This is a genomic window from uncultured Amnibacterium sp., assembly GCF_964244015.1.
GTDB lineage: Bacteria > Actinomycetota > Actinomycetes > Actinomycetales > Microbacteriaceae > Amnibacterium.
Window position 1 is genome coordinate 1 of the sequence record NZ_CAXTHO010000093.1, and the last position, 12013, is coordinate 12013.

Genomic DNA, 12013 nt, shown 5'->3' on the forward strand with positions numbered 1-12013 from the left:
TGATCGAGGTGCGAGCGCAGCGAGCCTCGAGATCACCCGACAGCGAGCCGTTGCATCAGCCGGCGAGCGTCTCCGTGGGGGTCGGCGTCGGCGACGCCGTGTCGGTCGCCTCGGCCTCCGGCGTCCTCTTGGTCTTCGTGGGTGTCGGCGTGGGCGTGGGCACCAGCGTCGCGTACTGGGAGAGGCTGCCGGTCAGCACGGGCAGCCGCAGGTCCTCGTCCTTCGACGATGCGGTGAACGTGACCGGGAAGAGGCTGCCCGGCGTCGCGTCGACGTCGTCGAGGATCACGGAGGCGGAGCTCCCCGGCACGGACGCGTCCGGCGTCGACGGGTCGGTGGAGATGGACAGCAGGCCGTTCCCCGGGAGGTTCAGCCGCTTGGTCTCGATGCCCGTCGCGCTCGTCCACTGCAGCGTGACCTCGCTCGCCGTGGCCGAGGTGTTCGACAGCACGCCGATCAGCGAGGCGGTGTCGTCCTCGCCGTCGACCAGGAACACGTTGCGGATCTGCACGCTGCCGACCGACCCGTTCACGCCGTCGGAGGGGGTGTAGGACCGGGAGGTCTGCTGCGGGGTGATGAACTGGCAGCCGGCCAGGACGGTGGTCGCCAGCACGGTCACCGCGACGGATGCCGCGAGTCGCATCTTCACTGCAACACCCTCTCGTCCGGTCGGGTCCGCGGTGGTCTGGAGCGCGGTCCGATCGGGGGGCAGCCTACCGGACGGGCCCCCTCCGGCCCGGGGGCCGCCGCACCCTGCGCCTCCGCCCCCGCGAGGCTGGGAAACCGCCCGTGCTAGACTGGGGGCCGCTTTTCGGAAGGATGCGCATGCAATTCGAAGTCGGCGAGACGGTCGTCTACCCCCATCATGGAGCCGCCAAGATCGTCGAGGTGAAGAAGCGCACGGTCCGCGGCGAGGAGAAGGTCTACCTCAAGCTCAACGTGGCGCAGGGCGACCTCACCATCGAGGTCCCGGCCGAGAACGTCGACCTCGTCGGCGTCCGTGACGTGATCGGCAAGGAGGGGCTCGACCGGGTGTTCGAGGTGCTGCGCGCCCCGTTCATCGAGGAGCCCACCAACTGGTCCCGCCGCTACAAGGCGAACCTCGAGAAGCTCGCGTCCGGCGACGTCATCAAGGTGTCCGAGGTCGTCCGCGACCTGTGGCGCCGCGACCAGGATCGCGGCCTGTCCGCCGGTGAGAAGCGCATGCTCGCGAAGGCGCGGCAGATCCTGATCTCCGAGCTCGCACTCGCCGAGAAGACCGACGAGGAGCAGGCGTCGACCGTCCTCGACGAGGTGCTCGCCTCCTGACGGTCGCGATCGTCGTCGCCGCCGGCAACGGTGTGCGCCTCGGCCTCGGGATCCCCAAGGCTCTGGTCCCACTGGCAGGCCGTCCGATGCTCGACTGGGCATTGGACGGCGTGCTCGCCGCCCAGGTCGATCACGTGATCGTGGCTGCGCCACCGGCAGCGACCGGCGCGATCAGCGGCATCGTGGCCACGCGGAAGGCCGCCGACCGGGTGACGGTCGTCCCGGGCGGGGCGAGCCGCCAGGAATCGGTGGCGCTCGCCCTCGCAGGCGTCGCCGGCGACGAGGTCGTGCTCGTGCACGACGCAGCACGACCCCTCACCCCCGCCGGTCTCTTCGACCTGGTCAGGGCGGCGGTGGTCGCGACCGGTGGCGGAGTCGTCCCGGCGCTCACCCCCGCCGACACCGTCAAGCAGCTCGACGGCACCACGGTGGTCGGGACGCTCGACCGCTCGCGGCTGGCCGCGGTGCAGACGCCGCAGGGCTTCCCGGCCGGCGCCCTGCAGCAGGCGTACGCCGCTGCCGGTTCGGGTCACACCGACGATGCATCGGTGTTCACGGCGGCAGGCGGAGGCGTGACCGTCGTTCCCGGGGATCCGGCCGCCGCGAAGATCACCACGCTCTGGGACCTCCGCCGGGCCGAGCAGCTGCTCGCACCCCCTGCGGCGACCCGAACCGGCATCGGGGTCGACGTGCACGCGATCGATCCGACCCGGCCGCTGCGGCTCGGCGGGCTCGACTGGCCGGGGGAGCCGGGCCTCGCCGGGCACAGCGACGCCGACGTCGTGTGCCATGCGATCGCGGACGCGCTGCTGTCCGCCGGCGGGCTCGGCGATCTCGGCTCGCGCTTCGGCGTCGACCGCGCGGAGGAGGCGGGCAGGGCCGGCGTCGAGTTCGTCACACGGTCCGTCGCGCTGCTCGCCGACGCGGGATTCGTGCCGCTGTCGGTCGCCGTGCAGGTCATCGGCAACCGCCCGAGGGTCGGGCCGCGCCGCGCCGAGATCGTCGCGCTCCTGACCGCAGCCGTCGGTGCCCCCGTCTCGGTGGCCGGCACCACGAGCGACGGGCTCGGGCTCACCGGCCGTGGCGAGGGGGTGGCCGCGATCGCGACGGCCCTGGTCGGCACGGCGGTTCCCGTACCATCGGGGCCGTGACCGTCCGCCTGTACGACGCCAGGTCGCAGGCGCTCCGCGAGCTCGAACCGGTGGTCCCGGGTCGAGTCGGCATCTACGTCTGCGGGCCGACGGTGCAGTCGTCCCCGCACATCGGCCACATCCGCAGCGCGCTCTCCTACGACGTGCTGCGACGGTGGCTCGAGCACCGCGGGCTGCAGGTCACCCTCATCCGCAACGTCACCGACATCGACGACAAGATCCTCGACGCGGCGCCGCGCGCCGGCCGGGAGTGGTGGGCGCAGGCGTACCGCGTCGAGCTCGAGTTCTCGGCCGCCTACCGCGCCATCGGCATCCAGGAACCGACCTACGAGCCCCGGGCGACCGGGCACATCGGCGGGATGATCGACCTGATCCGCCGCCTGATCGACGCGGGCCACGCCTACCCGGCTCCCGACGGCTCCGGCGACGTCTACTTCGATGTGTCGTCGTGGCCGGACTACGGCGTGCTGACCCACCAGACCGCAGACGCGTTCGTCCCGGGTGATGGGGAGGACCGCGCCAAGCGCAGCCCGCGCGACTTCGCGCTCTGGAAGGGCCACAAGCCGATCGAGCCCGAGACCGCCGCGTGGCCGAGCCCGTGGGGTGCCGGCCGTCCCGGCTGGCACATCGAGTGCTCCGCGATGGCGGAGCGGTACCTCGGTCGCGAGTTCGACATCCACGGCGGCGGGCTGGACCTCCGGTTCCCGCACCACGAGAACGAGCTGGCGCAGTCGGTCGCCTCGGGCTCCCCGTTCGCGCGCCTGTGGGTGCACAACGGGCTCGTCACCGTCGCCGGGCAGAAGATGTCGAAGTCGCTCGGCAACTCCGTCTTCGCCGCCGACCTGCTCGGCGCGGCGCGCCCGCTGGTCGTGCGGTACGCGCTCGAGGCCGCGCACTACCGCTCCGACCTCGACCTGCACGACGGTGCGCTCGTGGAGGCGGAGGAGGCGCTGTCCCGCATCGAGCGATTCGAGCGCCGCGCGATCGACGCCGGTGCCCCCGCCGCCGCCGCCTTCGTGCCCGACGTGTTCGCCGCGGCGCTCGACGACGACCTCGGGGTGCCGCAGGCCCTCGCGGTGCTGCACGAGACGATCCGGCGCGGCAACCAGGCCCTCGACGCGGGTGAGCTGACGGTGGCGGGCGACGCACTGGCCGCGGTGCGCGCGATGACCGGTGTCCTCGGGATCGATCCGCTCGATCCGGCATGGGCCGCCGGTGCGCGGGACGATGGCAGCGGAGCGGCGCTCGATGCGCTCGTGCAGCGGCTGATCGAGGAACGACAGACTGCGCGGGGGTCCAGGGACTGGGCCGCCGCGGATCGGGTGCGTGACGAGCTGGCGGCCGCCGGCATCGTGCTCACCGACACGGGTGACGGGACGAGGTGGAGCATCGATGGCCGGTGATGCCAGGCGGCGCACGCCGAACAAGAAGGGCACGAAGATCGGGTCGGGAGGCCAGGGGCGTCAGGCGCTGGAGGGCAAGGGGCCGACGCCGAAGGCGGAGGATCGCACCTACCACCAGGCGCACAAGCGCAGGCAGCTGGCCGACCGGTCGGCAGCGAAGCGCAGCGACCCCCCGGCCGCGCGACCCGCCTCCAGGACGCCCAGGAAGAAGGCGTCGACCGAGGATCTCGTGACGGGCCGCAACGCGGTGCTCGAGGCGCTCCGCGCGAGGATCCCGGCGACCACGGTCTACATCGCGGCGCGGATGGAGGTGGACGACCGGATCCGGGAGACCCTCTCCATCGCGAACAAGCGCGACATCCCGGTGCTGGAGATCATGCGGCCCGAGCTCGACCGCCTCACCGGCGGCGACCTCCTCCACCAGGGCATCGCCCTGGCTGTCAAGCCGTACGAGTACGCGCACCCGATGGACCTGCTGCAGAAGGGCAGCCCGTCGCTGGTCGTCGCGCTCGACGGGGTCACCGATCCCCGCAACCTCGGCGCGATCATCCGGTCCGTCGCGGCGTTCGGCGGGGACGGCGTCGTGCTGCCGCAGCGGCGCTCGGTCGGGGTCACCCCGGCCGCGTGGCGCGCTTCCGCCGGCGCGATCGCGCGAGTCCCGGTCGCGATGGCGTCGAACCTCGCGCAGACCATCACCGCGTACAAGCAGGCCGGCGTCTTCGTCGTCGGCCTCGACGGCGGGGGAGACGTCACGCTCCCCGCCTTCGACCTGGCGGACAGGCCGCTGCTCGTCGTCGCGGGCAGCGAGGGCCAGGGCCTATCCCGCCTCGTCCGTGATCTGTGCGACCAGATCGTCTCGATCCCGATCGGCCGCTCCACGGAATCCCTGAACGCCTCGGTGGCCACCTCCATAGCCCTGTACGCGATAGCCGCCACCCGAGCCGCCGCCGAATAGAGCACGACAGCAGGACTCAGCACCATCAGCAGGATTCAGCGCACGAATCCGTCCTGCTCATCGTGCTGAGTCCTGCTCTTGCGGTGCCGAAGCGGAATCGGCTCCTCCACAGGCCGTATTCCCCGCGCGGAGGAGGATCCGGCCGCTCGGCGGGCACGCCCACCCCCACGCTGTCGGCCATGGGCAGATTCTCGATGTTCACCACCGCCGAGCTCCGCGCGCACGGCGAAACCATCAACACCATCCGGGACTCCATCGCAGCTGGCATGCGCTTCCGGATCATCAAGGGTTGGTACGGCACCCCGGCGACACCGAAGGATGCGGTGCTCGCGATGCGGATGGGCGGGCGACTCGGCTGCGTCTCAGCGCTGAAGCTCCTCGGTGCATGGGTGCCGCCCGACCTCGGTACCCATGTCGTCTTCGCGACTTCCGCCTCCGGACGCCGAACCGCCGGCCGAGAGCAGGGTGAGTCCGTCGTCCGGCACTGGAGCGCGAAGCGCGATCACACCGGAAGCGCCTTCGGCGTCGTACCCGTGGAGGTCGCGATCGCCGATGCACTCAGCTGCCTCCCGCCGCACCTCCTCATCGCCGTGCTCGATTCGCTGCTGCACCTCGGGATGATCTCGAGGAACCGGCTCGAAGCGATCATCAGGCGAGGGCCGAAGCGGGTCCATCATCTGATCGACCATCTGGAGCCGCGCAGCGAGTCCGGGATCGAATCGATCGTGCGATATCTGCTCGCCATCGCAGGGATCCCATCCGATGTGCAGGTCACGATGCTCAGCGGCGATCGCACGGACATCGAGATCGGCGACTGGCTCGTTATCGAAGCCGATGGCCGCGAGACGCACGCGAAGGAGAAGGCGTTCACCGCCGATCGCGTTCGCGTCGTCCGTCTGATGCGGGAGGGGCGGATCGTTCTGCAGTTCGCCTACGCGACGATCATGTACGACTACGAGTTCGTCCTGGCCGCGATTTGCGACGTGATGGACCGGCACGCTCCGGTCGCATGAGCACTACAGCAGGAAGAATTCACTCCAGCAGGAAGAAAACGCCTCGGAATGCCTGCTGAAGCAAATACTTCCTGCTGTCGTGCTCGGTCAGACGGTGGCGCGCCAGTCCTCCGGGCCTTGGGAGACGCGGATCGGGGTCGTGATCGATTCCGTGATCGGCTCGAGCAGGGCGGCTTCGTCGCGGCGGTGGCGGAGGATGTCCTCGACGTAGGAGGAGAGCGCCTCGGCCAGCGGAACGTCCCGCGTCTGCCGTTGCGACATGAACCAGCGGTGCTCCAGCACCTGGTGGAAGACCTCGGCGGGCTCCAGCTTGCCGCGCAGGTCGCGCGGGATGGATCGGATCACGGGCTCGAACACGCCTGCGACCCACTCGTGGGCAGCCATCTCCTCGTCCATCTGGCTGCGGCCGAACGCGTGGTGCCATTGGTCCAGGTCGTTCAGGAGGCGGCGGGCCTGGTTCTCCTCCGCGTCCAGCCCGGTCAGGCGCAGGAGGCGGCGGGTGTGGTGCCCGGCGTCCACGACCTTCGGCTGGATGACGACCTCGTTGCCGCCTTGACCGGTGCGGATCGACAGCTCCTCGATGTCGAATCCGAGCGCGTTCAGGCGGTCGACGCGCTCGTTGATCCGCCAGCGCTCGGAGGAGGAGAACGACTCCCTGCCCATCAGCTCGTTCCAGAGCATCCGGTACTGCGACACGATGCGCTCGCTCGTGACGAGCGGATCGAGGTCCTCGTCGACATGGCCGCCGGCGGCGAGGTCCATCAGCTCGCCGGCGATGTTCACGCGCGCCAGCTCCAGGTCGTTCTCGCGCTGCCCCTTCGAGAGGCCGCTGGTGTAGAGCTTGCCCGTCTCGGCATCGACGAGATACGCGGCGAACGCACCGGCGTCACGCCGGAACAGCGTGTTCGACAACGACACGTCGCCCCAGAAGAACCCGATCACGTGCAGCCGGACGAGCAGCAGTGCGAGCGCGTCGGCGAGCCGCGTCGCCGTGTCCGGCCGCAGCGTCTGCGAGAACAGCGCCCGGTACGGCAGGGAGAACCGGAGGTGCCGGGTGACCAGCACCGTGTTCAGCTCCGCGCCGTTCTCGTCGAGCCGGCCGCTGATCACAGCGACCGGCTCGACGCACGGCACATCCATGCGCGCCAGCGTTCGGAGCATGTCGTACTCGCGCTGGGCGAGTTCGGTGGACGTCTCCTTCACCGCGACGACGTACCCCGAGAGGTTCGCGAAGCGGACGACGTGCCGGGAGATCCCCTTCGGCAGGGCCGCGATGTGCTCTGCGGTCCACTGCTCGAGGGGGATGCTCCACGGCAGATCCAGCAGCGCCGGGTCGACCGTCGCCGCCGTGATGGAGAGGGAGGCTCCGAACGAGTCGCTCAAGCCGTGACTGCGGCCGAGAGTCGCGCCCCGGACTCGACGTCGAACACGTGGGTGTGGTTCTGCTGCGGGTGCAGGTACACCGTCTCGGCGACCTGCGGGTGCGACCGGCCGTCGACGCGAGCGACGATGTCGGTGCGGCGGCCGTTCACGTCCGCGTGACCGTAGAGGTAGCCGTCCGCGCCGAGCTCCTCGACCAGGTCGACGACGACGGGGAGACCGTCGCCCCTCGAGCTGGAGACCTCGAGATCCTCCGGACGCACACCGATCGTGACCTGCTTGCCCGTTGAGCCGGCGATCGTCTCGCGCGTGAGCGGGATGAGCGTCTCGCCGAACTTCGCGCCGCCCTCGACCAGGTCGGTCGGGAACAGGTTCATCGCGGGGCTGCCGATGAATCCCGCGACGAACACGTTGTCGGGGCGCTCGTACAGGTCACGCGGGCTGCCGACCTGCTGGAGGACGCCGTCCTTCAGCACGCAGATCCGGTCGCCCATGGTGAGCGCCTCGGTCTGGTCGTGGGTGACGTACACGGTCGTGACGCCGAGACGACGCTGCAGCGACGCGATCTGCGTTCTCGTCTGCACGCGCAGCTTGGCGTCGAGGTTCGACAGCGGCTCGTCCATGAGGAACACCTGCGGCTGACGGACGATGGCGCGACCCATCGCGACGCGCTGACGCTGACCACCGGAGAGCGCCTTCGGCTTGCGAGCGAGGTAGGGCTCGAGGTCGAGCAGCTTCGCCGCCTCCAGCACGCGGTTGGCACGCTCGTCCTTGCTGATGCCGGCGATCTTGAGCGCGAAGCCCATGTTCTCGGCGACCGTCATGTGCGGGTACAGCGCGTAGTTCTGGAAGACCATCGCGATGTCGCGGTCCTTCGGCGGGATGTCGGTGACGTCCCGCTCGCCGATGTAGATGTGGCCGTCGTTGACCTCTTCGAGGCCCGCGAGCATGCGGAGGGAGGTCGACTTGCCGCAGCCGGAGGGGCCGACGAGCACGAGGAACTCGCCGTCGGCGATGTCGAGGCTGAGGGCGTCCACCGCGGCGCGGGTGCCGCCCGGGTACAGACGTGTCGCGTGATCGAACGTGACGGTTGCCATCGCTGTTTCTCCTTCACCGGCAGGTACGTGCCGGACGATCCGTAGTGAGGATGACCAATGGTCATGCCCGGCTCCATCGCCGGGCACGCTCAGTATGCCACTCGCCCGCATCCCCGTCAGCGGGGAGCCTCCGCATCGGGCATACGGGCGCCGGTTACGATGCCTGCCCGTGCCGCCGGTCGGTCGGTACAGGAGGGATCCATGACCAACGCGCCGAGAGGGTCGAAGAACGAGCGACGTGACGCCGCCCGCGAGAAGGCCCGCGAGCAGCGCCTCCGTCAGCAGCGCCGCGAACGCCGCAACAAGGTCGCGCTGCAGGCGACGATCGGCGTCGTCATCATCGCCATCGTCGCAGTGGTGGCCGTCATCATCGTGAACTCGGTGCGCCCGCCGGGGCCCGGCCCGAGGAACATGGCGAACGGCGGCATCTCGATCGAGGGCGCCGGCCTGACCGCTGTGACGACCGCGGCCCCTTCTGCGGACGCGACGCCGACTCCGCAGACGACGGTCAAAGGCGGGAAGGTGTTGATCCAGGCGTACGAGGACTTCGGCTGCCCCGCGTGCCAAACCTTCGAGCAGACCTCCGGGACGCAGATCAAGGCGCTGATCACGAGCGGCGCGGCGGTTGTGCAGTACCACCCGATCGCGATCCTCGACCAGCGCTTCACCGACGGCAATTACTCGACCCGTGCCGCAAATGCGGCCGCAGCGGTCGCGAACTACTCGCCGAACACCTTTCCGGCGTTCCACTCGCTGCTCTATGAGACCAGCGTGCAGCCGAAGGAAGGCACCGCGGGCCTGACGGACGACCGCCTCATCGCACTGGTCAAGCAGGTCAAGCCGACCAACCTCGCTCAGATCACGAAGGCGATCAGGGACCAGACGTTCAAGAACTGGGTGGGCCAGCGCACCGACGAGTTCACGAGTGACAGCGGTCCGCTGAAGGGTGTCGACTTCAGCCAACGCCTCCTGCCGGATGGGTCGCCAGCCGGGCCGAGCACGCCGACGGTGCTCGTCAACGGCCAGTACTGGGACGGCAAGACCGACTTCGGCAGCTTCGTCACCAGTGTCGGCGGCGCCATCTCGACGGCATCTCCGACACCGACACCGACACCGACGCCGAGCGCCTCGAACTGACGCGTGCACGAAGCGGGCCCTTCTCGAACACTCGAGGAGGGCCCGCTTCGTCGGGCCGAGAGTCGGAATCGAACCGACGACATCCGCATTACAAGGGCGGCGCTCTACCGACTGAGCTATCCCGGCATCGCGTCAAGTCTACGAAGGCCCGCTGCGCTCGCACCTCGACCAGCGGGTGCGGGTAGGGGCGGGGGCCGCTCAGGCCTCGGCGCCCTCGTCGAAGGTCAGCGAGACCGAGTTCATGCAGAAGCGGTCGCCGGTCGGGGTCTGCGGGGCGTCGTCGAACAGGTGACCGAGGTGGGAGCCGCAGCGGGCGCACAGCACCTCGGTGCGCGTCATGCCCCACGCCCGATCCGACTTCAGCGTGACGGCATCGGGGGAGACCGGCTCGAAGAACGACGGCCAGCCCGAGCCGGAGTCGAACTTCGTCGTCGAGGTGAACAGTGCGGCGTCGCACGCCCTGCAGCGGAAGATCCCGTCGCGGTGCTCGTCGAGCAGGGCACCGGACCACGGCCGCTCGGTCGCGGCCTGACGCAGGACCTTGAACGCATCCGGGTCGAGCGCGGCCTTCCACTCGGACTCGGTCTTGGTCACTTCGTAGGTCATCGCGGCCCTCCACCTGCTTCAGTGCTGCTTGTGTCCATTCGGACACGGCGTTTCGCTTCCGCCTTCTTCCGCGTCAGCCCTTTTAGCATCCCTGATATTCCCCGAACGCGGGGCGCAGCACGGAAGGACACCGAACGACGTGGACGACACCGTGCCCCCCGCAGGCCGAGAGCCCGATCTCTCGGCCAGGGACCTCGACATCCTCGCCTTCGAGCGCGCCTGGTGGCGCCGCGGGGGGAGGAAGGAGGAGGCCATCCGCGAGGAGTTCGGCATCTCCGCCGCCCGCTACTACCAGGTGCTCGGTGCGCTGATCGAGACGCCCACCGCGCTGCGGGAGGATCCGATGCTCGTGAAGCGCCTCCAGCGCCTCCGCGACGCCCGAACGGTACGGCGCGCCGATCTGCTGCGCCGGCACTCGAGCTGAGCGCGACGGGTGCCGTGCCGGTGATCCCCGGAGCGGCCATCGGGTCAGGACACGGCGCAGGAACACGGAGAGCAGTGGCACGAGGCACGACCGCGCGGGCGCGCGATCGGTTCGACGACGTCCCCGAGGACCTCGCCAGGGTCGGCGCTCATCGTGCGCCCTCGCGACGGCGCGGCGTCACGATCTTCGCGTGGGCCGCGCTCGCGACCGGGGTGCTCGTGGGGGCAGGGGTGCTCGGTCTCTCCGCGATCGAGCGGGGTGCGATCGGCACGGTCGGCACCTCGACCGGCACGTCGTCGTCGGCTGCCGCAGCACGGCCCGCGGCCACCGTCGATCCGGCCGCGACCGTCGTCATCCTGAACGCCACGACGACCTCCGGGCTCGCGAAGAACGCTGCGACGACCGCCGAGGCGGCCGACTGGAAGGTCGCGTCGACCGCGAACGCGGACACGACCGACGTGAAGCTCTCCACCGTCTACTACAGCGCCGCGTCCCAGCTCGGTGCTGCGCTCGGTCTGGCGAAGTCGCTCGAGATCGGCCGCACCCCGGTGCAGACCAAGCGGTTCGACGTGCAGGGCGAGTCGCGCCTCACGGTCGTCCTCGGCGCCGATTACACCCCCTCCTCCTGACCCGGTCCGCCCGCCTCGCGTCGCGCGTGTTTCCGCGCTGTTTCCGGTGTGTTGAGATGCGGCGCCGGAGGCGCGCAGAGTGTGTTGCGGCCTCCCGCACGGCCCGCTGCCGTCGCTAGATTGCGGTCACGCAGCGGGGGAGGGCCTCGCCGGCAGGCAGGGAGCAGCCCCCGATGGCAACTGGTGTCGTGAAGTGGTTCAACGCCGAGAAGGGCTACGGCTTCATCACCGTGGACGAGGGTGGACAGGACGTGTTCGTGCACTTCTCCGCGATCGAGATGAACGGCTACCGCTCCCTTGCGGAGGGCCAGCGCGTCGAGTTCGAGATCGGCGCCGGTCCGAAGGGCCCCCAGGCGGAGGCGGTCAAGCCTGCTTGAGACCCCCGGGCTGCACGCGCCTCGGTGATCCGCCGACGGCGCAGCGGGTGCACGCCGGCTGCGCGGCTTGCACTCCCTCATGGTGACTGCCAGAATGAGTTGGCACTCGGTCTCGTAGAGTGCCAGGCGCAGTGGCCGCATCCAGTCGGCTCGCGCAGTTCCTGTTGTCACCGTCCAGGGAGGACGAAGCACCTATGGCGAAGATCATTGCCTTTGACGAAGAGGCCCGTCGTGGCCTCGAACGCGGACTGAACATCCTCGCCGACGCGGTCCGCGTCACACTCGGCCCGCGTGGCCGCAACGTCGTGCTCGAGAAGAAGTGGGGCGCCCCCACGATCACGAACGACGGCGTCTCGATCGCCAAGGAGATCGAGCTCGAGGACCCGTACGAGAAGATCGGCGCGGAACTCGTCAAGGAGGTCGCCAAGAAGACCGATGACGTCGCCGGTGACGGAACGACCACCTCGGTCGTGCTCGCCCAGGCGCTGGTGCGCGAGGGCCTGCGCAACGTCGCGGCCGGCGCCGACCCGATC

14 protein-coding genes and 1 tRNA gene are annotated in these 12013 nt (G+C 70.0%); 10 read left to right on the forward strand and 5 right to left on the reverse strand.

Annotation, left to right across the window (positions count from 1 at the left end):
• Window positions 1–55: 55 nt before the first annotated feature.
• The gene (locus ACFE67_RS10855; protein ID WP_375406894.1) at window positions 56–649 is read right to left on the reverse strand and encodes a hypothetical protein; all 594 of its coding nucleotides are present in this window, start codon (window positions 647–649) and stop codon (window positions 56–58) included.
• A 176-nt stretch (window positions 650–825) separates the two neighbouring features.
• Between ACFE67_RS10855 and ACFE67_RS10860 the strand changes: the two genes are divergently transcribed.
• From ACFE67_RS10860 to ACFE67_RS10880, 5 genes are all read left to right on the forward strand, one after another.
• Window positions 826–1308, forward strand: coding sequence for a CarD family transcriptional regulator (locus ACFE67_RS10860; protein WP_375406895.1), 483 nt, complete (start codon window positions 826–828; stop codon window positions 1306–1308).
• Window positions 1305–2459 (forward strand): 2-C-methyl-D-erythritol 4-phosphate cytidylyltransferase, encoded by a 1155-nt coding sequence (gene ispD, locus ACFE67_RS10865; RefSeq protein WP_375406907.1) that lies wholly within the window; start codon window positions 1305–1307, stop codon window positions 2457–2459. Before ACFE67_RS10860 ends, ispD begins: the two co-directional genes overlap by 4 nt.
• Window positions 2456–3862, forward strand: a complete 1407-nt coding sequence (gene cysS, locus ACFE67_RS10870) for a cysteine--tRNA ligase (protein WP_375406896.1) — start codon at window positions 2456–2458, stop codon at window positions 3860–3862. Before ispD ends, cysS begins: the two co-directional genes overlap by 4 nt.
• Complete coding sequence (rlmB, locus tag ACFE67_RS10875; RefSeq protein ID WP_375406897.1) at window positions 3852–4817, forward strand: 23S rRNA (guanosine(2251)-2'-O)-methyltransferase RlmB; 966 nt, start codon at window positions 3852–3854, stop codon at window positions 4815–4817. The genes cysS and rlmB overlap by 11 nt, the downstream gene beginning before the upstream one ends.
• A 179-nt stretch (window positions 4818–4996) precedes the next feature.
• A complete protein-coding gene (locus ACFE67_RS10880) occupies window positions 4997–5830 on the forward strand; it encodes a hypothetical protein (protein ID WP_375406898.1) in 834 nt (277 codons plus the stop codon).
• An 87-nt stretch (window positions 5831–5917) separates the two neighbouring features.
• Here the strand turns inward: ACFE67_RS10880 and ACFE67_RS10885 are convergent, their stop codons facing one another.
• Window positions 5918–7213 (reverse strand): DUF4032 domain-containing protein, encoded by a 1296-nt coding sequence (locus ACFE67_RS10885; RefSeq protein WP_375406899.1) that lies wholly within the window; start codon window positions 7211–7213, stop codon window positions 5918–5920.
• Window positions 7210–8307 (reverse strand): ABC transporter ATP-binding protein, encoded by a 1098-nt coding sequence (locus ACFE67_RS10890; protein WP_375406900.1) that lies wholly within the window; start codon window positions 8305–8307, stop codon window positions 7210–7212. Before ACFE67_RS10890 ends, ACFE67_RS10885 begins: the two co-directional genes overlap by 4 nt.
• A gap of 201 nt (window positions 8308–8508) precedes the next feature.
• On the opposite strand from ACFE67_RS10890, the gene ACFE67_RS10895 reads away from it, so the two are divergent.
• The gene (locus ACFE67_RS10895; protein WP_375406901.1) at window positions 8509–9444 is read left to right on the forward strand and encodes a DsbA family protein; all 936 of its coding nucleotides are present in this window, start codon (window positions 8509–8511) and stop codon (window positions 9442–9444) included.
• Window positions 9445–9497: 53 nt separating this feature from the next.
• Here the strand turns inward: ACFE67_RS10895 and ACFE67_RS10900 are convergent.
• Window positions 9498–9570 (reverse strand) — tRNA-Thr (locus tag ACFE67_RS10900).
• A 72-nt stretch (window positions 9571–9642) separates the two neighbouring features.
• On the reverse strand, window positions 9643–10050 hold the full coding sequence (gene msrB / locus ACFE67_RS10905) for a peptide-methionine (R)-S-oxide reductase MsrB (RefSeq protein WP_375406902.1): 408 nt from the start codon (window positions 10048–10050) through the stop codon (window positions 9643–9645).
• Between the two features lie 139 nt (window positions 10051–10189).
• Between msrB and ACFE67_RS10910 the strand changes: the two genes are divergently transcribed.
• The 4 genes from ACFE67_RS10910 to ACFE67_RS10925 all read left to right on the forward strand — a co-directional run.
• Window positions 10190–10474: a DUF3263 domain-containing protein gene (locus ACFE67_RS10910; protein ID WP_375406903.1), complete on the forward strand. Its 285-nt coding sequence runs from the start codon at window positions 10190–10192 to the stop codon at window positions 10472–10474.
• 74 nt (window positions 10475–10548) lie between these two features.
• Window positions 10549–11103: a LytR C-terminal domain-containing protein gene (locus ACFE67_RS10915; protein ID WP_375406904.1), complete on the forward strand. Its 555-nt coding sequence runs from the start codon at window positions 10549–10551 to the stop codon at window positions 11101–11103.
• A 173-nt stretch (window positions 11104–11276) separates the two neighbouring features.
• Complete coding sequence (locus ACFE67_RS10920; protein ID WP_375406905.1) at window positions 11277–11480, forward strand: cold-shock protein; 204 nt, start codon at window positions 11277–11279, stop codon at window positions 11478–11480.
• Between the two features lie 194 nt (window positions 11481–11674).
• On the forward strand, window positions 11675–12013 hold a 339-nt coding region (locus tag ACFE67_RS10925; protein ID WP_375406906.1), incomplete at its 3' end, for a TCP-1/cpn60 chaperonin family protein.

Coding starts and splice junctions, on each gene's coding strand:
- ACFE67_RS10860 (WP_375406895.1), top strand. CDS start 826: ATGCAATTCGAAGTCGGCGAGACGGTCGTCTACCCCCATCATGGAGCC.
- rlmB (WP_375406897.1), top strand. CDS start 3,852: ATGGCCGGTGATGCCAGGCGGCGCACGCCGAACAAGAAGGGCACGAAG.
- ACFE67_RS10880 (WP_375406898.1), top strand. CDS start 4,997: ATGGGCAGATTCTCGATGTTCACCACCGCCGAGCTCCGCGCGCACGGC.
- ACFE67_RS10890 (WP_375406900.1), bottom strand. CDS start 8,307: ATGGCAACCGTCACGTTCGATCACGCGACACGTCTGTACCCGGGCGGC.
- ACFE67_RS10895 (WP_375406901.1), top strand. CDS start 8,509: ATGACCAACGCGCCGAGAGGGTCGAAGAACGAGCGACGTGACGCCGCC.
- msrB (WP_375406902.1), bottom strand. CDS start 10,050: ATGACCTACGAAGTGACCAAGACCGAGTCCGAGTGGAAGGCCGCGCTC.
- ACFE67_RS10920 (WP_375406905.1), top strand. CDS start 11,277: ATGGCAACTGGTGTCGTGAAGTGGTTCAACGCCGAGAAGGGCTACGGC.